20 protein-coding genes are annotated in these 23,950 nt (G+C 32.1%); 14 read left to right on the forward strand and 6 right to left on the reverse strand.

The window, feature by feature from the left end; translation table 11 throughout:
* Positions 1–339: 339 nt before the first annotated feature.
* Together GQ47_RS00005 and GQ47_RS00010 are read left to right on the forward strand one after the other, a co-directional pair.
* Entirely contained in the window at positions 340–792 is a 453-nt protein-coding gene (locus tag GQ47_RS00005; protein ID WP_035643414.1) for a DUF1569 domain-containing protein, read from the forward strand.
* Positions 793–805: 13 nt separating this feature from the next.
* Positions 806–1,240, forward strand: a complete 435-nt coding sequence (locus GQ47_RS00010) for a nuclear transport factor 2 family protein (RefSeq protein WP_035644980.1) — start codon at positions 806–808, stop codon at positions 1,238–1,240.
* A gap of 5 nt (positions 1,241–1,245) precedes the next feature.
* Here GQ47_RS00010 and nth read toward each other — a convergent pair whose 3' ends face one another.
* Positions 1,246–1,890 carry an endonuclease III domain-containing protein gene (gene nth / locus GQ47_RS00015; protein WP_035643417.1) on the reverse strand — a complete coding sequence of 215 codons (645 nt, stop codon included), beginning with the start codon at positions 1,888–1,890 and terminating at the stop codon, positions 1,246–1,248.
* 48 nt (positions 1,891–1,938) lie between these two features.
* Positions 1,939–2,805, reverse strand: coding sequence for an alpha/beta hydrolase (locus GQ47_RS00020; protein WP_035643421.1), 867 nt, complete (start codon positions 2,803–2,805; stop codon positions 1,939–1,941).
* Positions 2,806–2,942: 137 nt separating this feature from the next.
* On the opposite strand from GQ47_RS00020, the gene GQ47_RS00025 reads away from it, so the two are divergent.
* The 6 genes from GQ47_RS00025 to GQ47_RS00050 all read left to right on the forward strand — a co-directional run bounded on the left by GQ47_RS00025 (position 2,943) and on the right by GQ47_RS00050 (position 12,557).
* Positions 2,943–4,370 carry a glycogen synthase gene (locus GQ47_RS00025; protein ID WP_035643423.1) on the forward strand — a complete coding sequence of 476 codons (1,428 nt, stop codon included), beginning with the start codon at positions 2,943–2,945 and terminating at the stop codon, positions 4,368–4,370.
* Positions 4,360–5,640: a glucose-1-phosphate adenylyltransferase gene (locus tag GQ47_RS00030; RefSeq protein ID WP_035643426.1), complete on the forward strand. Its 1,281-nt coding sequence runs from the start codon at positions 4,360–4,362 to the stop codon at positions 5,638–5,640. The genes GQ47_RS00025 and GQ47_RS00030 overlap by 11 nt, the downstream gene beginning before the upstream one ends.
* 55 nt (positions 5,641–5,695) lie before the next feature.
* A complete protein-coding gene (glgB, locus tag GQ47_RS00035; RefSeq protein WP_035643429.1) occupies positions 5,696–7,600 on the forward strand; it encodes a 1,4-alpha-glucan branching protein GlgB in 1,905 nt (634 codons plus the stop codon).
* 201 nt (positions 7,601–7,801) lie between these two features.
* A complete protein-coding gene (locus GQ47_RS00040) occupies positions 7,802–10,201 on the forward strand; it encodes a glycoside hydrolase family 31 protein (protein WP_035643432.1) in 2,400 nt (799 codons plus the stop codon).
* Between the two features lie 85 nt (positions 10,202–10,286).
* Complete coding sequence (locus GQ47_RS00045) at positions 10,287–11,099, forward strand: M48 family metallopeptidase (protein WP_035643434.1); 813 nt, start codon at positions 10,287–10,289, stop codon at positions 11,097–11,099.
* 153 nt (positions 11,100–11,252) lie between these two features.
* Complete coding sequence (locus GQ47_RS00050; RefSeq protein WP_035643436.1) at positions 11,253–12,557, forward strand: MFS transporter; 1,305 nt, start codon at positions 11,253–11,255, stop codon at positions 12,555–12,557.
* A gap of 125 nt (positions 12,558–12,682) precedes the next feature.
* Here the strand turns inward: GQ47_RS00050 and GQ47_RS00055 are convergent, their stop codons facing one another.
* From GQ47_RS00055 to GQ47_RS00070, 4 genes are read right to left on the reverse strand one after another with little or no spacing between them, the layout of a single operon-like run.
* Entirely contained in the window at positions 12,683–13,405 is a 723-nt protein-coding gene (locus tag GQ47_RS00055; protein ID WP_035643438.1) for a head GIN domain-containing protein, read from the reverse strand.
* A 19-nt stretch (positions 13,406–13,424) separates the two neighbouring features.
* Positions 13,425–14,486 (reverse strand): hypothetical protein, encoded by a 1,062-nt coding sequence (locus GQ47_RS00060; protein ID WP_035643439.1) that lies wholly within the window; start codon positions 14,484–14,486, stop codon positions 13,425–13,427.
* Positions 14,470–15,006, reverse strand: a complete 537-nt coding sequence (locus tag GQ47_RS00065; protein ID WP_035643441.1) for an anti ECF-type sigma factor — start codon at positions 15,004–15,006, stop codon at positions 14,470–14,472. The genes GQ47_RS00060 and GQ47_RS00065 overlap by 17 nt, the downstream gene beginning before the upstream one ends.
* Entirely contained in the window at positions 15,003–15,557 is a 555-nt protein-coding gene (locus tag GQ47_RS00070) for an RNA polymerase sigma factor (RefSeq protein ID WP_035643443.1), read from the reverse strand. Before GQ47_RS00070 ends, GQ47_RS00065 begins: the two co-directional genes overlap by 4 nt.
* A 152-nt stretch (positions 15,558–15,709) precedes the next feature.
* Between GQ47_RS00070 and GQ47_RS00075 the strand changes: the two genes are divergently transcribed.
* The 6 genes from GQ47_RS00075 to GQ47_RS00100 all read left to right on the forward strand — a co-directional run bounded on the left by GQ47_RS00075 (position 15,710) and on the right by GQ47_RS00100 (position 23,668).
* On the forward strand, positions 15,710–16,708 hold the full coding sequence (locus GQ47_RS00075; RefSeq protein WP_035643446.1) for a DUF6252 domain-containing protein: 999 nt from the start codon (positions 15,710–15,712) through the stop codon (positions 16,706–16,708).
* A gap of 243 nt (positions 16,709–16,951) precedes the next feature.
* A complete protein-coding gene (gene lon / locus GQ47_RS00080; RefSeq protein ID WP_035643448.1) occupies positions 16,952–19,405 on the forward strand; it encodes an endopeptidase La in 2,454 nt (817 codons plus the stop codon).
* 209 nt (positions 19,406–19,614) lie between these two features.
* Entirely contained in the window at positions 19,615–20,634 is a 1,020-nt protein-coding gene (porQ, locus tag GQ47_RS00085; protein ID WP_035643450.1) for a type IX secretion system protein PorQ, read from the forward strand.
* Positions 20,635–20,638: 4 nt separating this feature from the next.
* The gene (locus tag GQ47_RS00090) at positions 20,639–21,244 is read left to right on the forward strand and encodes a murein L,D-transpeptidase catalytic domain-containing protein (RefSeq protein WP_035643452.1); all 606 of its coding nucleotides are present in this window, start codon (positions 20,639–20,641) and stop codon (positions 21,242–21,244) included.
* Positions 21,245–21,529: 285 nt separating this feature from the next.
* Entirely contained in the window at positions 21,530–22,222 is a 693-nt protein-coding gene (gene cmk, locus GQ47_RS00095) for a (d)CMP kinase (RefSeq protein ID WP_035643455.1), read from the forward strand.
* 69 nt (positions 22,223–22,291) lie between these two features.
* The gene (locus GQ47_RS00100) at positions 22,292–23,668 is read left to right on the forward strand and encodes a nucleoside permease (RefSeq protein ID WP_035643457.1); all 1,377 of its coding nucleotides are present in this window, start codon (positions 22,292–22,294) and stop codon (positions 23,666–23,668) included.
* The last annotated feature ends 282 nt before the right edge of the window (positions 23,669–23,950 follow it).

Genomic DNA, 23,950 nt, shown 5'->3' on the forward strand with positions numbered 1-23,950 from the left:
TTTTTTGTTTTATAACCACTTTGGAGAAATCTTCTGGAACTGAAACTTATCATTTACCCCGAAGCGCGTTAGTGATGGGAGCGGCATCCTTTTGCGGGAAACCAGCAGCTGCTCTATTTTCCTGAAACTACTCCCGCAAAAGATACAGCGGACAGCACGACCCAGAGGGAAACGCCCAAAATATTTTTATTTATTAAATATCTGTGTATTGTAAATCAAGGCGTTGTGTTTTTATTAATTTTAGATTTTTTTTGCTGTCAACGACATTAATTAAAATGATTGCAAAAATGTATTTATTGCTAAATTTTATATTTTTGTTTTCTAATAGAATTTTAAGATATGCAAAATATATTTCAGAAAGAGGATTGTGATCAATTCATAAATAGAATAAGCGAGCTTACACCTGATTCAAAAGGACTTTGGGGTAAAATGAGTGTTGCTCAAATGCTTGCACATTGTAATGTTACTTACGAAATGGTTTATGATAATATCCATCCGAAACCTAATGGATTTATGAAATTTATTTTAAAACTGCTAGCAAAAAAAACAGTGGTAGGTGACAGACCTTATCCTAGAAATGTTGGTACAGCATCACAGTTTATCATTAAAAATGACCGTGATTTTGAAATTGAAAAAAGCCGATTAATTGCTTATATTGATAAAACACAGGAATTAGGTGAAAAGGAATTCGAAGGTAAAGAATCACTTTCTTTTGGAAAATTGACTTCTACAGAATGGAATAATATGTTTGCCAAACATTTGGACCATCATCTTTCTCAATTTGGCGTTTAAAATTTTTATGAATATGAAATTTTATATAGTTATATGCTTTCTGCTATCAGGGTTGTGTGCAAATGCTCAAAAACAAGAGGTTCAAAAAAGTATTGAAGTCTTTTTTGAAGGATTCCATCAAAAAGACACTTTGAAGATAAAATCGGTTTGTGCAGATAAAATGATTCTGCAATCTATCAGTGAGAGTGTTTCAAAAGGAAATAAGTTGTCTAATGAAACTGCAAAAGAATTTTACAAATCAATTGCATCAATTCCGTCAACTATGAAATTTCAGGAGAAAATACTTAGTTATAATATTCAAATTGATGGAACAATGGCACATGTTTGGGCACCTTATGAATTTTATCTAAATGATAAATTGAGTCATACAGGTGTAAATACTTTTACTTTATTTAAAGAGAAAGATTCCTGGAAAATTATTTATTTAATTGATACTAGAAGAAAGTAGAGATTTTAAGCAACTTCTGTAGAATAATAAAAGCAAATATCTGCTAAAATACATTCTTCACACTTAGGTTTTGGTCTACAGGTTTCTCTTCCTAGAAAAGAAATTGCCATTCCAATTTCTGACCAAATATTTTTTGGCAGCACTTGCATTAAATCTTTTTCAACTTTATTTCCGTCTTTTGCTTCTTTTATTATTCCAATTCTGGGAGCTACGCGAATAACATGCAAATCGGCAATAATTCCTTCTGCGGGTTTTCCAGTTTCTCTTAATATAACATTGGCTGATTTTCTTCCAACTCCCTTTAAGGTTGTTATTTCCTTCATATTTAACGGAATATTGTCATCATTTTGAATTGTTTTAGCAATTTCTAATAACCAATTTGCTTTTGTTCCAAAGTTTCGAACTTTACTTATATAAGGGATAAATGTTTCAAAATCGGTTTTAGATAAACTATTAAGTGTTGGGAATTTTTCAAATAAAGAAGGTGCTATTTTATTAATATTTGCATCAGAATCTTGTGCAGACAAAATTACCATTACTAATAACTGATAAGTGTTATGATATTCTAGAGGGTGTGTTTTTCCTTTATATTTCTCTAAAATTGGTTTTAATTTTGTTTCCCAATCTGATGTTTCTCCAAATAAATCCATTTTCTTTCTCTAATTTAGGTTGTCTTTAAAAATGTAACTACCACAAAATTAGCTAGTTTTAATAAAGTTTAATGCTTTTTTGATAACATTTTGATTACCAAGTATTTTTCTGTGACCTAAACCATCAGTTAAATATAAACTTCCATTTTCGAGTTGTTCATGAATGTGAATTCCTGCTTTTACGGAAACTTCTGGATCGTCATTATCATGAATTACTAAAACGGGTATTTTTACTTTTTGTGCTGCTCTGTACGCTGAAAAATCATCCATTTTCACTTGATATTTTTCTTCAAAAAGATTACGAAGACGCTCACTTATTTCTTGATTTAAACCTAATTTTGAAATGAACTCATCTAAAATATCCTGAACAATATCTCCGCTTCCTATAATAATTGCTTTATTTGTTTTTAATCCATCTTTTATAGCATTTAAAACTGACATCCCGCCTAAAGAATGTCCAATTGCAATTTCAAATGGCCCAAACTGCTTTTCGATTTCTAATATTGAAGCAATAAATTCAGACATAATAGTTGACTTTCCTTTAGATTTTCCATGTGCTGGCGCATCAAAACTTACAGTTGAATAACCATTTTTCAAAAGTTCATCAGCTATTTTGAATAATTGTGTACCTCTTCCAGACCACCCGTGAACTAATAAAATTTTATGATCACTTTTGCCATAATGATAAGTGACAATATTTTTGTCTATTGCGGGAACGTTAATCGTTATTTGTTCACTTTTAGAATCCATCTCAAGTTCTCGTTTGGGAATCTTATGTTTTATTGGCGTAGTAAATAGTTTAGCCGCATATTTTGTAACCAATTTGGTTGAAATAAACGCGCAAATTTTACAGGATACAATAATAAACTGTGGAATTTTTAATGATTTAGTAGGATTACTTTCCTTTTTTGCCATATTAATAATTTTTTTTTGAAGGCTAGATTATGCTTATTTTTTCCTAAATTTAGGAAACATAAAAGTAGCATATTAATGATTGTTTCTAGAAAAAAATAAATCATAAATTAATATTGAATGCTGTAATTAATTTTAGGATGGAAATATTTCATTTAAGTGCAGAGTGTTATCCAATGGCAAAAGTTGGTGGATTGGCCGATGTTGTTGGAGCATTGCCAAAATATCAGACCAATGCTGGACATCAGGTAAGAGTCGTTGTTCCTTGTTATGATACAAAATTCAGAAAAGAAAATGATTTTGAGTGCGTTCATTGGGGAAATGTCAAATTGGGAAATTTTGAATTTCCTTTCAGTGTCTTAAAAGAGACTTCTAACAAGCTTGGGTATGAACTTTATTTGATTGAAATTAAAGAATTATTTGACAGACCAAATGTTTATGGCTATGAAGATGACATTGAACGATTTTTATCTTTTCAAATTGCAAGTTTAGATTGGATTACCGCACGAAATAAAGTTCCAGATATTATAAATTGCCATGATCATCATACTGGAGTAGTTCCTTTTTTAGTAAAATATGCTTATAAATACGAAAGTTTAAGAAGCGTTAAAACTGTAATTACTATTCACAATGGTTTATATCAAGGTTGGTTTGGTTTTGATAAGCTGCATTATTTGCCGGAATTTAATTTGATTCATGTTGGATTTTTGGAGTGGAATCATTCTATTAATTCTTTGGCAGTTGGTGTAAAATGTGCACATGCTGTTACTACGGTTTCTCCTAGTTATTTAAATGAAATTAATTATGCTGCAAATGGATTAGAAGCATTGTTTAATTCGGTTAGAAATAAATCAAAAGGAATTTTAAATGGAATTGATATTGAAGTTTGGGATCCATTAAAAGATAAAATGATTGAACATCATTATTCGATTGAAACTTTTGAAATTGGTAAACAAAAAAATAAAGAGAAGCTTTGTGAACAATTTGATTTAGATCCAACAAAACCGTTATTCAGTTTTATTGGGCGTTTATTTGAAGAAAAAGGGGGCGATTTATTACCACAAGCGTCTGCATTGGCATTATCCGAAAATTTCGAAAATATTAATATTCTGATTTTAGGATCTGGAAATGCTGAAATTGAAATGCAATTGACACAATTGCGAAATGATTATAAAGGCAATTACAATGTTTTTATTGGTTATAATGAAGAATTGGCACATTTAATATATGCAGGTTCCGATTATATTTTGATGCCTTCGAGAGTTGAACCATGTGGTTTGAATCAAATGTATGCAATGCGATATGGTACAATTCCGATTGTGAGAAGAACCGGGGGATTGCGAGATACGGTTATTGATTTTGGAGATGAAGGAAATGGAGTTTGTCATGATCAGGCTTCCGTTGGAGATGTTTGTTATTCGATAAATCGTGCAGTTAAACTGTACGATGATAAAATAAGTTTTAATAAAGTATTAAAAAGAGGAATGTCAGCAGATCATTCCTGGGAAAGTGTGTGCCAAGAATATATCGAAATATACAACTTAATAATTCAGCAAAATGAAGTTTAAAAAGAAAAATGTAGTTGCCATTATTTTAGGAGGTGGACAGGGATCTCGTTTGTTCCCATTGACAGAAACAAGATCAAAACCTGCTGTTCCGATTGGAGGTAAATATCGTTTGGTTGATATTCCAATTTCAAATTGCATCAATTCAGATATTTTTAAAATATTTGTTTTGACGCAATTTAATTCTGCATCTCTGAATGCTCACATTAAAAATACTTTTAACTTTAGTATTTTCAGTCAGTCGTTTGTTGATATTTTGGCGGCTGAACAAACACCAGACAATCCTACATGGTTTCAGGGAACTGCCGATGCTGTTAGACAATGTATGTCTCACTTTTTAAAACACGATTTTGATCATGCTTTAATTCTTTCTGGAGATCAATTGTATCAAATGGATTTTAATGAAATGTTAGAAGCCCATATTGCTGCTGATGCCGAAATTTCTATTGCAACTTTGCCTGTTAATGCCAAAGACGCTCCGGAATTTGGAATTTTAAAAACCAATCATGAAAGTGTTATTGAAGCTTTCATAGAAAAACCTGACGCTTCATTATTACCGCAATGGGAATCTGAGGTAAGTGAACAAATGCAGGAAAAAGGCAAAAAATATTTGGCTTCAATGGGAATTTATATTTTTAATAAATCATTGTTGGAGGAATTAATGGCGAATCCAGATACGAAAGATTTTGGAAAAGAAATTATTCCTCAAGCCGTTGGAAAACATAAAATATTGAGTTATCAGTACGAAGGATATTGGACAGATATTGGAAATATTGAATCATTTTTTGAAGCAAATATTGGCTTAACAGCAGATATTCCGGAATTTAATTTGTTTGATAACGACAATAAAATCTTTACAAGACCAAGATTACTACCGCCATCAAAATTTAGAAATTCAATCATCAATCAATCATTGATTTCTGAAGGGTGCATTATCAATGCTAAAGAAATTAAAAGTTCGGTAATTGGAATTCGTTCCAGAATTGGTGTTGGAACTGTTCTTGAAAACTGTTATGTGATGGGGAATGATTTCTATCAAGATTTGGACGAACTCAATCATGAGGCAAGTGTAAACAAAATTCATGTTGGAATTGGTGAAAATTGCTTCATAAAAAATGCTTTAGTAGATAAAAATGTTCGCATTGGAAATAATGTTCATATTAGCGGAGGAAAACATTTAGATAATTTTACCAATGAATTATACAGCATAAAAGATGGTATTGTTGTCATTAAAAAAGGTGCGATTCTCGCTGATAATTTTAGAATTGAATAATATTAAAATTTCAAATCCAATAAAAAAAATCCAATTGTTGCCTTAAAAACCAAATATGACAAAAGTAATTACGCATTCTCTATTTACCGATTTTGATATTGATTTATTCAAAGCTGGCAAACATTTCAAATTGTATGAAAAGTTGGGAGCACATTTAATTGAAGTAAATGGAGTTAAGGGAGTTTATTTTGCTGTTTGGGCACCCACAGCCAAATTGGTTTCAGTGGTGGGTGATTTTAATTATTGGACACAAGATGAACATCAGCTTCAGGTTCGCTGGGATTCTTCTGGAATTTGGGAAGGCTTTATTCCTGATTTGTCTAAAGGTTCGCTTTATAAATACAAAATTCAATCTAATATAGACGGTGTAGTAACAGAAAAAGCAGATCCGTTTGCTTTATATTGTGAAAAACCGCCACATACGGCATCTGTTGTCTGGGATTTAGATTATAATTGGAAAGATAAGAATTGGATGGAATCTCGTCATGAGAAAAATGCTTTAGATAAACCATATTCAGTATATGAAGTGCATTTGGGATCTTGGAAACGAGCAGAACATAACCGATTTTTGACTTATTTAGAATTGGCAGATGATTTAGTAAAATATGTAAAAGAAACTGGTTTTACACACGTTGAATTTATGCCAATTATGGAATATCCTTATGATCCTTCTTGGGGATATCAGCTAACAGGATATTTTGCTCCGACTTCTCGTTTTGGAAAACCACAGGATTTTATGGTTTTGGTTGACAAACTGCATCAGGCTGGTATTGGTGTGATTTTGGATTGGGTTCCATCACATTTTCCTGATGATGCTCATGGTTTAGGTTTCTTTGATGGTTCACATTTATATGAGCATCCAGATCGAAGAAAAGGCTATCATCCGGATTGGAAAAGTTTGGTTTTTAATTACGGTCGCAATGAAGTTCGTGCTTTTTTAATCAGTAATGCTGTTTTTTGGCTTCAAAATTATCATGCTGACGGATTAAGAGTTGATGCAGTAGCTTCGATGCTATATCTTGATTATTCTAGAAATGACGGCGAATGGGAGCCAAATATTTATGGTAGAAGAGAAAATCTGGAAACTATTAGTTTTCTTAAAGAATTCAATGAAGTTATTTATGCTAATTTTGATGGAGTTCAGACAATTGCTGAAGAAAGCACATCTTTTCCGATGGTTTCGAGACCAATATCTTACGGAGGTTTAGGCTTTGGAATGAAATGGATGATGGGCTGGATGCACGATACTTTAAAGTACTTTCAGAAAGAAACTGTTTACAGAAAATATCATCAAAATGATTTGACTTTTTCAATGACTTATGCTTTTACGGAAAATTTCATGCTTCCGTTTTCGCATGACGAAGTGGTTTATGGTAAAAAATCAATTGCTAATAAAATGCCTGGAGATGAATGGCAGAAATTTGCTAATTTAAGATTACTTTATGGATACATGTTCACACATCCCGGAACAAAATTATTGTTTATGGGATCGGAGTTTGGACAAAGCGATGAATGGAATTTTGAAAAAAGTCTGGATTGGCATTTACTTCAATATGATTATCATTCAGGAATTAAAAAGGTAATTACAGATTTGAATCAGCTATACAAATCTCAGCCAGCATTGTACGAAAAACAATTCACAGGCGAAGGTTTTGAATGGATTAATTATTCCGATCATCAAAATGCTGTTGTTTCTTATATCCGAAAAGGAAATAATCCTGATGAAAATCTAATTGTGGTTTGCAATTTTACGCAAGTTATTAGAGAAAATTATAGAATTGGTATTTATCAAAAAGGAAAATTAAAAGAAGTTTTCAATACTGATGCTAAAATTTATGAAGGAAGTGGCGTTGGTAATTCTGAATCTTTAAAAATTGATAATTTACCTTATGACGGAAGAGATTATTCAGTCGAATTAATTTTGCCTCCTTTGAGCGTAACGGTTTATTCTTTTGAATAGAAATTTAGGTATAATTTTCAATAATGTCGTTTTATCAATTTTGTGTTTTAAAATTATCGAATTATTGATTTTTTGTAAACTAATTTAGTACTCATTCAGAAAAAACGTTTTCGTGAATAAACCTTTTATTCATAGTGCTTTACCAAGTTTTTTTGTATGTTTGAAGTAAGGATTGAGTTATATAATTAAGACAATAGCGATATGATTACAAATACATCACTAGAACATAAAGGCAATTTATTTCCGTCAAAAATAGTTTCGTATGAACATGAGGGAGATTCCATTTCTTTTTACACTGACAACAATGTAATTTTAAAAGTCACGGTTCTTAGAGACAGTTTACTTCGTTTTCGTTTTACCACAAAAGGATATTTTAGCAATGATTTTTCGTATGCAATTGATAAAACGCAATTGCATGGCTATAATTTTTTGCAGGTTAGTGAAGACGAAAATTATTTTGAAATCAGAACCAGTAAAGTAATTTGTAAAATTAAAAAAGCTGATGTCCGTCTATCTATTTATGACTTGGAAAATTGCTTGATTCTTCAGGATGAACTTGGATTTCATTGGGAAGAAAGTTATGAGTATGGCGGAAACGTTGTAAAAATGAGCAAATCCTCAAAAGATGGAGAATGTTTTTACGGTCTTGGCGACAAAGCCACTCAGATGAACTTAAAAGGCAAAAGAGTAGAAAATTTTGCCACCGATCAATATGCGTATCAAAAAGATCAGGAACCGCTTTATAAAGTAGTTCCGTTTTATATTGGATTGCATAATCAAAAATCCTATGGAGTTTTCTTCGATAATACTTTCAGAACCTTTTTTGATTTTTGTCAGGAAAGAAGAAATGTAACTAGTTTTTGGGCTGAAGGAGGCGAAATGAATTATTATTTCATTTATGGTCCTCAAATGCAAGATGTTGTTACAACTTATACAGATTTAACGGGAAAACCTGAGCTACCACCACTTTGGGTTTTAGGTTACCATCAATGTAAATGGAGTTATTATCCAGAAAGCAAAGTAAAAGAAATTACTTCGAAATTCAGAGAACTTAAAATTCCGTGTGATGCCATTTATTTGGATATCGATTATATGGATGGTTTTCGATGTTTTACATGGAATAAAGAATATTTTCCTGATCCAAAAAAGATGGTTGCTGAATTAGCGGAAGACGGTTTTAAAACAATTGTTATCATTGATCCGGGAATTAAAATTGATAAAAATTATTGGGTTTATAAAGAAGCTTTAGAAAAAGATTATTTCTGCAAGCGCGCCGATGGTCCTTATATGAAAGGGAAAGTTTGGCCTGGAGAATGTAATTTTCCAGATTACACAAATCCCATAGTAAGAGAATGGTGGGCAGGATTATTTAAAGAATTAATTTCAGATATCGGCGTAAAAGGAGTTTGGAATGACATGAATGAACCGGCCGTTATGGAGGTTCCAAATAAAACTTTCCCAATGGATGTTCGCCATGTTTACGACGGAAATCCATGCAGTCACAGAAAGGCTCATAATATTTATGGAACCCAAATGGCCAGAGCCACTTATCATGGTGTAAAACGATTTGTTTATCCAAAACGTCCTTTCGTAATTACAAGATCGGCATATTCGGGTGCGCAGCGTTATACATCTTCATGGACAGGAGATAATGTAGCAACCTGGGAACATTTATGGATTGCGAATATTCAGGTTCAGCGAATGTCAATTTCGGGAATGGGCTTTACAGGTTCTGATATTGGAGGTTTTGCGGAACAACCAACAGGCGAATTATATGCACGCTGGATTCAGTTAGGCGTTTTTCATCCTTTTTGCAGAACGCATTCTTCTGGAGATCATGGAAATCAGGAACCTTGGGCTTTTGATGAAGAAGTAATTAATATTACCCGAAAATTTGTGAATCTTCGTTACCAGTTGTTGCCGTATTTATATACGATGTTCTGGCAATATATTGAAGAGGGTATTCCGATGTTGAAACCTTTGGTTTATTACGATCAAGATGATACACAAACACATTATCGCAATGACGAATTTATCTTCGGAGATCAAATTTTAGTTTGTCCAATTCTTGAACCTAATGCTGTAGGTAGACGAATGTATATTCCTAGAGGTGAGTGGTATAATTTCTGGACAAATGAACTTTTCTTAGGGGGAAGAGAAATCTGGATTGACACCAAATTTGATGAGATTCCAGTTTTTATAAAAGCAGGCGCTATTATACCTAAATATCCAGTTCAGCAATATGTTGGAGAATTGGAATTTGATGAATTAACGTTAGATGTATATTTTAAAAAAGGCAAAGAAAAGTCCGTAGTTTATGAAGATGCACAAGACGGTTATGATTATAAAAAAGGGCGATATAGCTTTTTGTCTTTCAGAACTATCGGAAAAGAGAAAGAATTGATCATTCAGCTTCATAAAGAAGGAAAATATGATACGCCGTACTCTAAGTATAAAATTAATTTAATCGGACTTCCATTTAAGGTTACTGAAATTGAAATCGATAATGAAAAAATCGAATTTGATAAAATTAGCTTCGAACAAAATAATTGCTTAATTATTGATAAAGAGTTCAATGAACTTCATATTGTTGGTGAATAAGTAAATTCTGATATCGTTTTTGAAAATTATGTAAAAGTGAAATCAAATTTAGTTGTATTTTTGTTAGTGCTAAATTTGTAAAATCATGAAAAAACATCTAATCACAGGGCTTTTTACGGCAGTTTTAGTATGTAGCTGCGCGACAAATCCAATAACGGGAAAGCAGAATTTAAATTTTGTTTCAAATAGTGAATTATTTCCATCTTCTTTTCAGCAATACAATCAGTTTTTGACTGAAAATAAGGTTGTTATAGGAACATCTGATGCAAAACTTGTTGAAACAGTAGGATATAAAATTAAATTGGCCGCTGAGAAATATCTAAACTATTTAGGGCAAACACAATATTTGAAAGATTATCGATGGGAATATAAACTTGTTGATAATAAAGAAGTTAATGCATGGTGTTTACCCGGAGGGAAAATTGTTGTTTATTCAGGTATTTTGCCTGTAACGCAAAATGAATCTGGTTTAGCAACTGTTATGGGACACGAAGTTTCGCACGCATTAGCAAATCACGGAGCACAAAGAATGTCTGCAGCACAATTGCAGCAAATTGGAGGAGCGGCTTTAGGAGCAGCAACAAGTGGAAAATCTGAAGCAACTCAACAAATTTTTGCACAAGCATACGGAATTGGATCAGAAGTAGGAGTGATGCTTCCTTTCAGTAGAAGTAACGAAAGTGAAGCAGATAAAATCGGTTTGACTTTAATGGCCATTGCAGGATATAATCCTGAAGATGCTGTTGCTTTCTGGAGCAGAATGTCTGCAAAATCTGGAGCGGCAGGAACTCCTGAATTTATGAGTACACACCCATCAGATGCAACAAGAATTGCTAATATAAAAGCACTGGTTCCTGAAGCTAAGGCAATTGCGCTTAAAGTGGGAACTATAAAATAAAATTCTGAATATCAGATAAATCAAATCTTAGCTATTCGTTTTTCGAGTAGCTTTTTTTGTAGTTCATAATTTAATAATATATGAATCGAATAATTTGTATTTGATTATGATAAAAATTGGATAAATTCGTAGCGCATTAACAAAATCATTTCTATGAAAAACCTACCAAAAGGAGATAAGAAATTATTAAATGCCTGGGCATTTTATGATTGGGCAAATTCAGTTTATACACTAACTATTGCATCGGCGGTATTTCCAATATTCTACGAAGCTTTATTTACGGATCGCGGTCATTATATTGATGTTTTCGGCATGCGTCTTAAAAATTCAGCTTTAATTAGTTTTACTACGGCAGCAGCATTTTTAGTTGTTTCATTTATTTCTCCTTTATTATCTGGAATTGCAGATTATGTGGGGAATAAAAAAGCTTTCATGAAGTTTTTCTGCTATTTAGGAGCTTTGTCATGCGTAGGATTATATTGGTTTGATCTTGGAAATATTTATATAGGATTGGCATTTTATTTCTTGGGATTGATAGGATATTGGGGAAGTTTGGTTTTTTATAATTCTTATCTGCCAGATATCGCTTTTGAGGATCAGCAGGATAGAATCAGTGCAAAAGGTTATTCTTTGGGATATATTGGTAGTGTGATTTTATTGCTGATTAATCTTGGTATGATTATGTTTCCAAAAACTTTCCATATTACAGCAATAGAAGCAATGCGTTATTCTTTCATTATGGTTGGTATTTGGTGGATTCTTTTTAGCCAATATACGTATTATTATTTGCCAAAAGGAAGTAAAGAAAACGGTCAAAAGTTGACTAAAGATGTAGTCTTTAATGGTTTTAAAGAATTGAAAAAAGTGTGGGGCTTATTGAAAGATAATGTTCCTTTAAGACGTTATTTAGGAGGTTTTTTCGTTTCAAGTATGGCAGTGCAAACTGTAATGCTGGTAGCTACTTATTTTGGAGCACAAGAAATCCAATGGTCATCTAAAGAAGAGGGGACAATAGGTTTAATTATTTGTATCCTTATTATTCAGTTGGTTGCTGTAATTGGTGCAGTTGCCACTTCCAGAGCTTCTGCAAAATTTGGAAATATTCCAACTTTGATTTTTATTAATGCTATTTGGGCAGTATTTTGCGCTTTAGCTTATTTTATAACATTGCCAATGCATTTTTACGTTATGGCAACAATTGCAGGATTTGTAATGGGTGGAGTTCAAGCACTTTCGCGATCAACCTATTCAAAATTATTGCCAGAAACAGAAGATACAGCTTCGTTTTTTAGTTTTTATGATGTTGCCGAGAAAATCGGAATTGTAATAGGGATGTGTATTTATGGAATAATTGACCAAAGAACTGGAAGCCCACGTAAAGCAATTGTTGTTCTCGCAATTTTCTTCGTTACATCGATTTTCCTTTTAAGAAGAGTTCATAAAAAAGAGGCACTTTAAGCGCCTCTTTTTTTATTTAATAAAGTATGAAGAAAATAAAAGCTCAATAATAAAAGAGGAATGATTAGTTCGTTTTTTGATTTGATGATTTAAAAAAATCTTTTATTATTGAGCTTTATTTAGAATTATGCTTTTGAAATACTTCCTGAACCCGAAACTTTTACATCACGTTTTTCAGGATTTCCAGTATATTTAATATCTCCTGAACCTGAAACTCTTGCTGTTAAACTTTCGTTGCAATTGATTTTGACATCGCCTGAGCCTGAAACCATTACATTAGCGTTTTTAGATTTCAAATTCGCCGCTTCAATATCTCCAGAACCAGAAAGTTTAATAACTAAGTCATTTGAATTTCCTTTTAATTTGATATCTCCTGAACCGCTCAAACTGAAATCGAAAGAATTTGTTGCGACATCTAAATCAATATCTCCTGAGCCAGATAATTTTGCTGAAAATTTATCATTTTTGATTTGAGATTTAGTAACAATATCACCTGAACCTGACAAATTAAGTTCAGATATTTTTTCAAATGGAACTGTAATTTCAACTTTTTTTCCTGTGCTCGGACGTAAATTGGTGCCTTTCTTCGCGTAAATTTTTAAAGCATTGCCTTCGACTTCAACAATAATTGCTGATAAGATATTTTGTTCACCTTTAATCGTAATTTTTCCTTCTTTTCCTGCAACCAAATCAACATCAAAAAAGCCTGAGATCTTAATCGCATCATATTCTGAAGTTGTTCTTGTTTCTGTTACAACATTGCCATTTCCGTTAATTTTTTCTTGTGCATTAGCTGTAAAGCCGATTAAAAATGCTGCGCAAACTACTGATTGAATAATTTTTTTCATGGTTTTTGATTGTTTAAAATTATTGTTTTTTGATTAATGATACGTTTCCGTAAGTTGAATTAATTATTACCTTATTCTGACCTTTCTTTTTATGAAAGCCGCTAATATTTTTTGAACTGTTTTTGGTTTCGTTCACATTGATTTCTAAATCATCACCGTTTTTAATATTAGCATATTTAGTGTTGATATTAAAGTCGAAAGCGTAATTGTAATTATAACCCACTGTAATATCGGTATATCCTGAATTAATATTTACATTTTTTGCTTTTTCGGTTAATGTGCCAATGTTAACTTTGCTGTAATTGGTATCAATGCTCAAATTGTTTGAAACCTCTGCAACAGAAACGGTTAAATAATTTCCTGTACCTGTAAACGAATTTACTTTTTGAAATTTTAAATTTCCGTAACTACAGTCGTATTTAATGTTTTGAGAATCAGAAACAACTAAATCTGTATAATTAGCATCAAAATTTAAATTACCTGAATCGTTTACTTTCAATCCTGAATAACGCGCTTCAATTGTGCCATTTTTTATATAATCGATTGATGAATTTTGGCAGTATTCAATATTAAGTCTGTTGGTTTGATTGTTTAGTTTTCCAATATTGACTTTTCCATATTTACAACTAATATCTGTTGAACCTTCTATAGTTAAGGTTGTAATATTTCCGTACTTGTTCATCAATTTTACGGTTCCGTTTTTAGGTATTTTAATTACGTAATTAATCTCAAAGCTGTTGCTGCTTCCTCTTCCTTTATTGGTTGAGTTCCCAATTTTTGTTACAGCAGTAACCATAGATTTTAAGCCCGTAATATCAACATCGATCGTGTTAAGTTTTTCGTTTACCCAATTCTCATTTGAGCCGGTAACTTTGATTGTGATGTCAAGATCTATTTTATCCTCATCCCAGGTTGATACTGTAATGTTTCCGTATTTATTATCAATGTCAATTCCTGCATTCGAATTTACGATAAAGGTTTTCTTGATATTTTTTTGTTTTGAAATAGCAGTGTCATCATTTGAAAATCCCAGAAAAGGAATCAAGATGAACAGGATTAATATTTTATAATGTTTTTTCATGGCTTGTGTTTTTTAAATTTTCGTTTTCTTCAATTCTTTTCAAAACCGTCTGCAAAAAAGATATTCTGGTTTGCAGATTGCTTATCATGGCATAAATGATTTGTTTGTTTTCACCGTTTTTTTGCAATTCATTAATGATTTTTTGGTAGTCGGCATCAAAAACTTTCATCTGTTTTAATGCATCATTGATAATCTGCTCATTTTGAGGCGAACTTTTTTCCTTCAGTTTAACCAGTTCGTTATCAATTAGAATGTTGAAAATAGAATCAGTACGTTGTGTTTCTTTAGATGCAAATTTGAATTCCTTTGGTTTTTCATTTTTATAAAAAAGAGTTATTCCAAGCATTAAAACTATCGTTGCTGCAATTGATGCTGCAAACCAGTAATTTTTCTTTTTGGGTTGTTTCTTGTTTAATTTATTTAAAAAAACGTCCTGATGATCTGAATTTAATTCCTGAACATCCCATTGGTTTTCAAATTTGTTGAATAATTGATCTAAATTGTCATTTTCCTTTTTCATATCTCCTCTAATTTTTTTCGCAAACTTTCCTTTGCCCTGCTTAATGTAGTTCGGCAGTTTTGATAACTAATATTTAAAATTTCGCTTATTTCTTCCTGATCGTAACCTTCAATGTAAAAAAGTGTCAGAACCATTCGGTAGCTGTCTTTCAGCGCTAAAATAGTGTCTAAAACCTGTTTCACTTTTAAAGTGTTAAAATCAATGGTTTCCGAATAAAAATCATCATTTTCTTCGATTTTATAAAGTGTTTTGCTCAGATCTTCGACCTGAAAAGCATTATTCTTTTTGTAAAAATCAATACTGTAATTGATGACAATTTTCTTCAGCCACGCGCCAAAAGCAACTTCTTGTTTGTAGTCGTTTATTTTTGTAAATGCTTTCAAAAAACCTTCTTGCATGACGTCTTGTGCAAAATGTTCGTCTTTTACAATACGGTAAGCCACGTTGTACATAGCTTTACTGTAACGGTTGTAAATTTCAAATTGGGCTTTTTGATTATTCTCTTTACAAAGCGCGATTAATTCTTCGATATTTTGATTGGTTATACTCAAGTAATGGTTGCTAGTTTTTTATAATGACTTTGCTTTTTTTTATTTGTTACACTTTCTATAAAATTAATTTTATTTTTTTTCAAATTATTAGGTTGTGTAAGATTTTTATTTCTTCGTATAAAATCTATATTTGTACGTAAATTAAAATCCATATGAAGAAAATTACTATTTTATTTCTCTTGCTTTTTGCAATAGGCAGTCTTTTTAGCTCTTGCAGTCCTTTTGATGATGGTCGTGATATTTCAGGTTCTGAGAATAACGGGAATGGAAATGGGGGTGGAAGTGTAGAAGAGAAACCGATTTTTAAGGCTAAAATTGGCGGAGAAGAATTTATTGCAAATACCACAACTGCTGTCGTAACAAACGACTATGTATTAATAGCAGGTACTAGATCTTCAAAAGGAGATTTAATTCAAATAATTTTACCAAGCAATAAAATAGGAACCTATACATGGGCGAACAGCAAAGAAAATGCAGATCGTTTTGTTTTAGCTTACGCAGAAAAAGTTGATGGCTATGGATTTATTAGTGCTTCAAACGAAGATGCGGCATTTTTGGAAGTAAAAAATTATACAGATACAGCAATAATTAAAATTACTGCGGTAGATAAAACAAAAAAAACAATTTCAGGTACTTTTCAATTTACAGGATTTAGAGAAACCGATAATGGTTCAACTGAAACTAAAGTGGTTACAAATGGTACTTTTACGAATGTGCCTTATACAGAAAATATTCCTGCAGATGATTCAGATCAAATTTTGAAGGCAAAAGTAAATGGAGTTGATTTTATTAATGACAAAGTTGATGTAACTGCTGTAAGTGCATCTGGTAGTAATCCATATTATAGTATAGTTGGAAAAAAGAATGATGGTAGTGTAAGTGTTGGTTTGAGTATTAATAAATCATATGAAGCTGGAACTTATCAGGTTTCAACTAATTCATCGAATACGGGTGGCGCTCTGGTAAATGTTATTGCAGGTACTTTCAAAATAAATGATTATTTATATACATCTAAATCAGGTTCAATCACAATTGTTTCAAAAACAGCAACAAAACTAGTGGGGACTTTTGATTTGGTCGTTCAAAATTTTAGTATAAATGATGAAAAGACAATTACAGGATCTTTTGATATAGATATAGAAGGTTTATAATAATTTATGAACTCGCTTAAAATCCGCCTTGTGCGGATTTTTTTTGGTAATGCAATTTGATTTTATTAGTTTGGCTAATTAAATAGATATTCTACATTCCATTCTTGGCATAGTGATTGTCTATTTTATAAGATGTATCTTGTAAATTAAGTTTTAGCTTGTTTTTATTAGAAAATAATGAATTTCAGGCTTTATTTGCAAGTTGTATTAATCATTTAATGACAAAACGACTTATATATTATTATGTCAAATCATAAAATACTTACTATTGACAATCTGTCACTTCAGGAATTTGATTCTGAAGCAGAATTAATTCCTTTATTAACTCCCGAAGACGAAGAAGAAATGAATAATGAGGAACTTCCGGTTTCTCTGCCAATCTTGCCTTTGCGTAATACTGTCTTATTTCCAGGTGTTGTTATTCCAATTTCAGCAGGAAGGGACAAGTCTATTAAACTGATTAATGATGCCAACGCTGGCGGAAAAATCATTGGAGTAGTTTCACAAATTAATGAAGAAGACGAAGATCCGTCTAAAGATGATATTCATAAAATTGGTACTGTAGCCCGAATTCTTCGTGTTTTAAAAATGCCTGACGGAAATGTTACGGTTATCTTGCAAGGAAAAAAACGTTTTGAAATAGACGAAGTAGTTTCTGAAGAGCCTTACATGACAGCTACCATTAAGGAAGTTTCAGAAGAACGTCCGGATGAAAACGATACTGAATTTACAGCGATTTTAGATTCTGTTAAAGAACTAGCGATTCAGATTATTAAAGAAAGTCCAAATATTCCATCTGAAGCTACATTTGCCATTAAAAACATTGAAAGTCAATCGTTTTTAATCAATTTTGTTTCTTCAAATATGAATTTATCTGTAAAAGAAAAACAAGGTCTTTTATCGATAAATGGTTTAAAAGAACGTGCTTTAGAAACTTTACGTTATATGAATGTCGAACTTCAAAAATTAGAATTGAAGAATGATATTCAGTCAAAAGTTCGTTTTGATTTAGATCAGCAGCAACGTGAATATTTCCTTCATCAGCAAATGAAAACCATTCAGGAAGAATTGGGAGGCGTTTCGCAAGAAGAGGAAATGGATGAAATGGGGCAGAAGGCTAAAACCAAAAAATGGGACGAAAAAACGCAGAAACATTTCGAAAAAGAATTGTCTAAAATGCGCCGTATGAATCCACAATCACCGGATTTTGGAATTCAGCGCAATTATTTAGAATTATTTTTAGAATTGCCTTGGGGCGAATATTCTAAAGATAAATTCGATTTGAAACATGCTCAGAAAATATTAGATAAAGATCATTTTGGACTTGATGAAGTTAAGAAAAGAATGATTGAACATTTGGCAGTTTTAAAATTGCGAAATGACATGAAATCGCCAATTATTTGTTTAACAGGACCTCCGGGAGTTGGTAAAACATCTATTGGTCGTTCTGTTGCTGAAGCTTTAGGGCGTGAATATGTACGTATTTCATTAGGAGGTTTACGTGATGAAGCAGAAATTCGCGGACACAGAAAGACATATATCGGTGCAATGCCAGGAAGAATTATTCAAAGTCTGAAAAAAGCGGGAACTTCAAATCCTGTTTTTATTTTAGATGAAATTGATAAACTTTCGAACGGAAACAGTGGTGATCCATCTTCTGCTTTATTAGAAGTTTTAGATCCGGAACAAAACAATGCTTTTTACGATAATTTCCTTGAAATGGGATATGATTTGTCTAAAGTAATGTTCATTGCGACATCCAATAATATGGCAGCAATTCAGCCAGCATTGCGTGACAGAATGGAAGTTATTAAAATGTCAGGTTATACAATTGAAGAGAAAGTTGAAATTGCAAAAAGACATTTATTTCCAAAACAATTAGAAGCACACGGATTAACTTCAAAAGATTTGACAATTGGTAAAAAACAATTAGAAAAAATTGTTGAAGGTTATACGCGTGAATCTGGTGTTCGTAATCTCGAAACAAAAATTGCTCAGGTAATTCGTAATGCAGCAAAAGCAGTAGCGATGGAAGAAGAGTACAATAAAAAAGTTACAGATGAAGATATTGTAACTGTTTTAGGTGTGCCAAGATTGGAGCGCGATAAATACGAAAATAATGATATTGCTGGAGTTGTAACAGGTTTAGCCTGGACAAGCGTTGGTGGTGATATTTTATTTATTGAATCATTAATTTCTGAAGGAAAAGGTTCGTTGACAATTACAGGAAATCTTGGAAATGTCATGAAAGAATCAGCAACAATTGCGTTGGAATATATTAAGGCTAATGCGAAGAAATTAGGCTTAAGCACAGAAATTTTCCAAAAATATAATATTCACTTGCATGTACCGGAAGGAGCAACTCCAAAAGATGGGCCAAGTGCTGGTATTGCTATGCTTACTTCTTTAGTTTCTTTATTAACGCAGAAAAAAGTGAAGAAAAGTCTTGCCATGACTGGAGAAATTACACTTCGTGGAAAAGTTTTGCCTGTAGGTGGAATTAAGGAAAAAATCTTAGCTGCAAAAAGAGCTGGCATCAAAGAAATTATTTTATGTCACGAAAACAAAAGCGATATTGATGAGATTAAAGCTGAATATTTAGAAGGACTTACTTTTCATTATGTAAAAGAAATGAGTGAAGTTTTGGCGTTGGCTTTAACAGATCAAAGCGTAAAAAATGCTAAGCAATTGAAATAAACGTCAATTTAAAATTTCAATACTTTAAAATCCCAAATTCCAATTTTATTATTGGAGTTTGGGATTTTTTTTATGTAGAAATATGATATATGGAATTAAAAAGTGTGGTATAAATATTGATTAATAGCTAGTTATAAAAATTATTTTTTACGTTATATAATTTTATCTTTGTATTTGCGTTATTCCCATATAGGAATCGCCCCAAAAACATGTTCAAACGATTTGGTTCATTTTTAATGTTGTTACTCTGCTCGATTTCTTTCGGGCAAGTTGGAGGGCGCTACACCTATCAATTCCTCAATTTGACTTCCTCGCCAAGGCAAGCAGCGTTAGGAGGAAAAAATATTACGATTTATGATGATGATGTAAATCAGGTGATGTTTAACCCGGCGGTATTAAATGAAGATATGGACAATCATCTTGCTGTAAATTATGGAAGTTATTACGGAGAAGCATCTTATGGAACGGCTTCATATGCTTATACGTATGATAGACATATTCAAACCTTTTATGCAGGCGTGAGTTATGTGAATTATGGCAGTTTTGAAGGTTATGATGAAAATGGCCAGGCAACATCAGATTTTACAGGAAGTGAAGGCGCGCTAACGCTTGGATACGCATACAATATTCCCTATACAGATGTTCATATTGGAGTAAATGGAAAGCTAATAACTTCGAATTTAGAAAGTTATAATTCCATTGGTGGAGCAATTGATGTGGGAATTATGTATCAAATTGAAAAAAATAATGTAAATTTGGCCCTAGTATTTCGTAATATTGGAACTCAATTTACAACTTACTCAGGAATAAAGGAGAATTTGCCCTTTGAAATTATTGCTGGTATCTCGCAAGAATTAGAGCATGTACCGCTTCGTTGGCATCTTTCATTAGAAAATCTGCAGCAATGGAACATATCTTTTTCGAACCCCGTTCGTGGAGAAACCAATATTGATGGATCAACAACTAACGAGAAAATCTCGTTTGCAAATAATACCTTAAGGCACGTCGTTTTTGGTGTGGAGCTTTTTCCACAAAGAGCATTTAATTTGCGTTTAGGATATAATTTTAGAAGAGGCGAAGAATTACGAATTGATGAACAACGCAATTTTTCGGGAGTTTCATTAGGATTTGGCTTAAGAATGAATAAATTAAAATTTAACTATTCTTATTCAAGGTATACGTTGGCGGCTAATACAAGTCTTTTTGGTTTAACTTTAAATTTTCAGTAATAATATGAAAATATTTACTTTATTTTTGTTCATGACTGTGAGTGTTTTTACGGGAGCTAAACACTTTTTCAATGAAGATGAATCTACGATAACCAATGTCGAGATCGAAAGAATCAACAGCAGAATAACAGACATAAAAAACATGATTAATAATGATCCAAAATACAATTCTAAAATTGCATTTTTGATTGATATGAAAGTTCCTTCTGGAAAAAATCGTTTTTTTGTGTATGATTTAGAAAAGAACGAAGTTATAGATCAAGGTCTGGTAGCACACGGTTCCGGTTCTGAAACAGGTATTAAGGGCGTGCTGAAATTCAGCAATATGCCAAATTCTAATTGTACAGCCTTAGGCAGATATTCAGTTGGAAAAACATATAAAGGAATTTTTGGAAAAGCTTATAGATTAGCAGGTTTAGATGAAACTAATAATAAAGCTTTAGAACGTGCTATTGTATTGCATGCTTATTCGGCAGTTCCATTGCAAGAACAGGATTATTACATCAGCAACAGCCATGGTTGTCCAATGGTAAATGAAGAGTTTTTTAAAAGAATTCAAAAGTTAATTGATAATTCAAAAACAAATATCCTTATGGATATTTATTATTAAAAAACAGCAATAAATAAAATTAAAAGTATAAAACTTTTTATGATCGAGATGAATTTGATTTTCGATGATGAAAAGTTTTTTTTTGTTTAGAATTTATTGGATTAAATTAGTTTATAAGTGTTATAAATCTTCAGAATAAAGAGAAAGATAATTACATTTGCAACGCTTAAAATTATTTAATTGTTTATTGAAAACATTAGAATAATCAAGGCTTTCTAAGTAAATAACTGATTCTCAAAATGCTGTTTTGTGGAGTCTGAAATAATAAAATTTAAAAATACAAAATTGAAAAAAATTACAATTGCAATCGACGGATTTTCATCAACTGGAAAAAGTACTTTGGCAAAACAATTAGCAAAAGAGCTTGAATATGTGTATGTTGATACTGGTGCAATGTATCGCGCAGTGGCTTATTTTGCTATGAAAAATCAATTCATTGATGCTGATTCGTTTAATAAAAATGCTTTGATTGCGTCTTTGCCGAAAATTCAATTAGAATTCAAATACAATGTTGATTTAGGTTTTGCCGAAATGTATTTGAATGGCGAAAATGTTGAAAAGCAAATTAGAACAATTGAAGTTTCTAATTTTGTTAGTGCAGTAGCTGCTGTTTCTGAAGTTCGTTCTAAATTAGTTGAACAACAACAGGAAATGGGAAAAAATAAAGGCATTGTGATGGATGGAAGAGATATAGGAACTGTAGTTTTTCCTGACGCAGAACTTAAAATATTTATGACCGCTAGTGCCGAAACACGTGCACAAAGACGTTTTGATGAATTGCAGCAAAAAGGTGACAACGTAACCTATGAAGAAGTTTTGAAAAATGTTGTTGACCGTGATCATATGGATACACACCGTGAAGATTCTCCATTGGTAATTGCCGATGACGCAATTGAAATTGATAATTCTTACTTAAATAAAGAAGAACAGTTTGTGGCTGTTTTAGAATTAATAAATGATGTTGTAAAAACAGCGTAATTTTTTGCAGATATTATTTTAAATGTTAGTTTTACCGCTTCATTTTTATTTTAAAGACAATTTTATCATATGGGGATTAAAAACAGATTGATTATAATGAGCTTTCTTCAATTTTTTGTTTGGGGAGCCTGGCTTATAACAATAGGAAATTATTGGTTTGGGACAAAAAACTGGGAAGGAACTCAATTTGGACTCGTTTTTGGAACCATGGGAATTGCTTCTCTTTTTATGCCTACACTTACAGGTATTATTGCAGATAGATGGATTAATGCTGAAAAATTATACGGCGCTCTTCATATACTTTATGCGGTGGTTTTATTTGCAATTGCACAAGTTACAACTCCGGATACTTTTATTATTGTAATGCTTTTGGCAATGTGTTGTTATATGCCAACAATAGCTTTAAGTAACTCTATATCCTATACCTCATTAAAACTAAACAATAAAAATATAGTAAAAGATTTTCCGCCAATTCGTGTTTGGGGAACAATTGGTTTTATTGTTGCCATGTGGATTACCAATTTGAGCGGAAGTAAAGCGACAGAATATCAATTTTATATTGCTGGAATTGGTGCTTTAATTCTTGGAGTTTATGCTTTTACTTTGCCAAAATGCGAGCCACAGCGCCTAATTAAAGAAAATGCGACTTGGATTGAAACTTTTGGTTTAGAATCTTTTAAGCTATTTGCTAATTATAAAATGGCTTTATTTTTTGTTTTTTCTATGTTTTTAGGAGGAGCGCTTCAGTTGACAAATGCTTATGGAGATGTGTTTTTAGATGAATTTAAGCATTTTCCAAAATATGCTGATTCATTTGTAATTAAGTATTCGACTATTATTATGTCGATTTCTCAGGTTTCTGAAACTTTGTTTATTCTTGCAATTCCTTTTTTCTTAAGACGTTTCGGAATTAAACAAGTTATGTTGATTAGTATGTTGGCTTGGGTTTTACGTTTCGGATTATTTGCTTTTGGTGATCCTGTTGGTGGATTATGGATGATTATTTTGTCTTGTATCGTTTACGGAATGGCATTTGATTTCTTTAATATTTCAGGTTCTTTATTCGTAGAAAGCAATACTGATTCTAAAATTCGTTCTTCTGCACAAGGTTTATTTATGATGATGACGAATGGAGTAGGAGCCGTTTTAGGAAGTTTGACTTCAGGTTGGGCAATTGATCGTTTCTTTACAAAGTCATTTGCTAATACAACAGAGTTGGCAGGATTTTTACAAACAGATACAACGAACTCTAAAATGTTGGAATTTGTAAAAAGCCAAGGAAATTCAGTTTCTGCAGATGGAATTTTTTCTAATCCAATTTTGATGAAAGACTGGCATACCATCTGGTTGTCTTTTGCAGCTTATGCTTTGGTTATTGCTATTGCTTTTGCTGTTTTGTTTAAGCATAAACATGATCCGAAGGAAATTGAGAATTTGAGTCATTAAGATTTTTAGATAATAATCGGAATTAAACCCGACAGGTTTTCAAAACTTGTCGGGTTTCGTTTTTCAAGGTTCTTATGAAAACGAGACTTTCTAATCTAGCCCCGATAGAAGTGGAAATCCTTTTATGTCCGCCGCGGCGGACATAAAAGATTGTAACGGATAGCGGGACTTGACATCTCGAAAAACCTAAAAACTTCTGCTTCTAAACAATTCACTGATAATCAACTCGGAATTATTTTGTAAGTCCAAATATTTGTAGTAATTTTGCAAACCTTTTGGCAG

The sequence above is a fragment of the Flavobacterium sp. ASV13 genome (assembly GCF_000745775.1).
Taxonomy (GTDB): Bacteria; Bacteroidota; Bacteroidia; order Flavobacteriales; family Flavobacteriaceae; genus Flavobacterium.

What these genes read in the sequence shown, in the direction of transcription:
- GQ47_RS00005 (WP_035643414.1), top strand. Translation starts at nt 340, where the DNA reads ATGCAAAATATATTTCAGAAAGAGGATTGTGATCAATTCATAAATAGA.
- GQ47_RS00045 (WP_035643434.1), top strand. Translation starts at nt 10,287, where the DNA reads ATGAAAAAACATCTAATCACAGGGCTTTTTACGGCAGTTTTAGTATGT.
- GQ47_RS00050 (WP_035643436.1), top strand. Translation starts at nt 11,253, where the DNA reads ATGAAAAACCTACCAAAAGGAGATAAGAAATTATTAAATGCCTGGGCA.
- GQ47_RS00100 (WP_035643457.1), top strand. Translation starts at nt 22,292, where the DNA reads ATGGGGATTAAAAACAGATTGATTATAATGAGCTTTCTTCAATTTTTT.
- GQ47_RS00060 (WP_035643439.1), bottom strand. Translation starts at nt 14,486, where the DNA reads ATGAAAAAACATTATAAAATATTAATCCTGTTCATCTTGATTCCTTTT.
- GQ47_RS00020 (WP_035643421.1), bottom strand. Translation starts at nt 2,805, where the DNA reads ATGGCAAAAAAGGAAAGTAATCCTACTAAATCATTAAAAATTCCACAG.
- GQ47_RS00030 (WP_035643426.1), top strand. Translation starts at nt 4,360, where the DNA reads ATGAAGTTTAAAAAGAAAAATGTAGTTGCCATTATTTTAGGAGGTGGA.
- GQ47_RS00025 (WP_035643423.1), top strand. Translation starts at nt 2,943, where the DNA reads ATGGAAATATTTCATTTAAGTGCAGAGTGTTATCCAATGGCAAAAGTT.
- GQ47_RS00010 (WP_035644980.1), top strand. Translation starts at nt 806, where the DNA reads ATGAAATTTTATATAGTTATATGCTTTCTGCTATCAGGGTTGTGTGCA.
- GQ47_RS00040 (WP_035643432.1), top strand. Translation starts at nt 7,802, where the DNA reads ATGATTACAAATACATCACTAGAACATAAAGGCAATTTATTTCCGTCA.
- glgB (WP_035643429.1), top strand. Translation starts at nt 5,696, where the DNA reads ATGACAAAAGTAATTACGCATTCTCTATTTACCGATTTTGATATTGAT.
- GQ47_RS00065 (WP_035643441.1), bottom strand. Translation starts at nt 15,006, where the DNA reads ATGAAAAAGGAAAATGACAATTTAGATCAATTATTCAACAAATTTGAA.
- GQ47_RS00055 (WP_035643438.1), bottom strand. Translation starts at nt 13,405, where the DNA reads ATGAAAAAAATTATTCAATCAGTAGTTTGCGCAGCATTTTTAATCGGC.
- GQ47_RS00090 (WP_035643452.1), top strand. Translation starts at nt 20,639, where the DNA reads ATGAAAATATTTACTTTATTTTTGTTCATGACTGTGAGTGTTTTTACG.
- GQ47_RS00075 (WP_035643446.1), top strand. Translation starts at nt 15,710, where the DNA reads ATGAAGAAAATTACTATTTTATTTCTCTTGCTTTTTGCAATAGGCAGT.
- nth (WP_035643417.1), bottom strand. Translation starts at nt 1,890, where the DNA reads ATGGATTTATTTGGAGAAACATCAGATTGGGAAACAAAATTAAAACCA.
- porQ (WP_035643450.1), top strand. Translation starts at nt 19,615, where the DNA reads ATGTTCAAACGATTTGGTTCATTTTTAATGTTGTTACTCTGCTCGATT.
- lon (WP_035643448.1), top strand. Translation starts at nt 16,952, where the DNA reads ATGTCAAATCATAAAATACTTACTATTGACAATCTGTCACTTCAGGAA.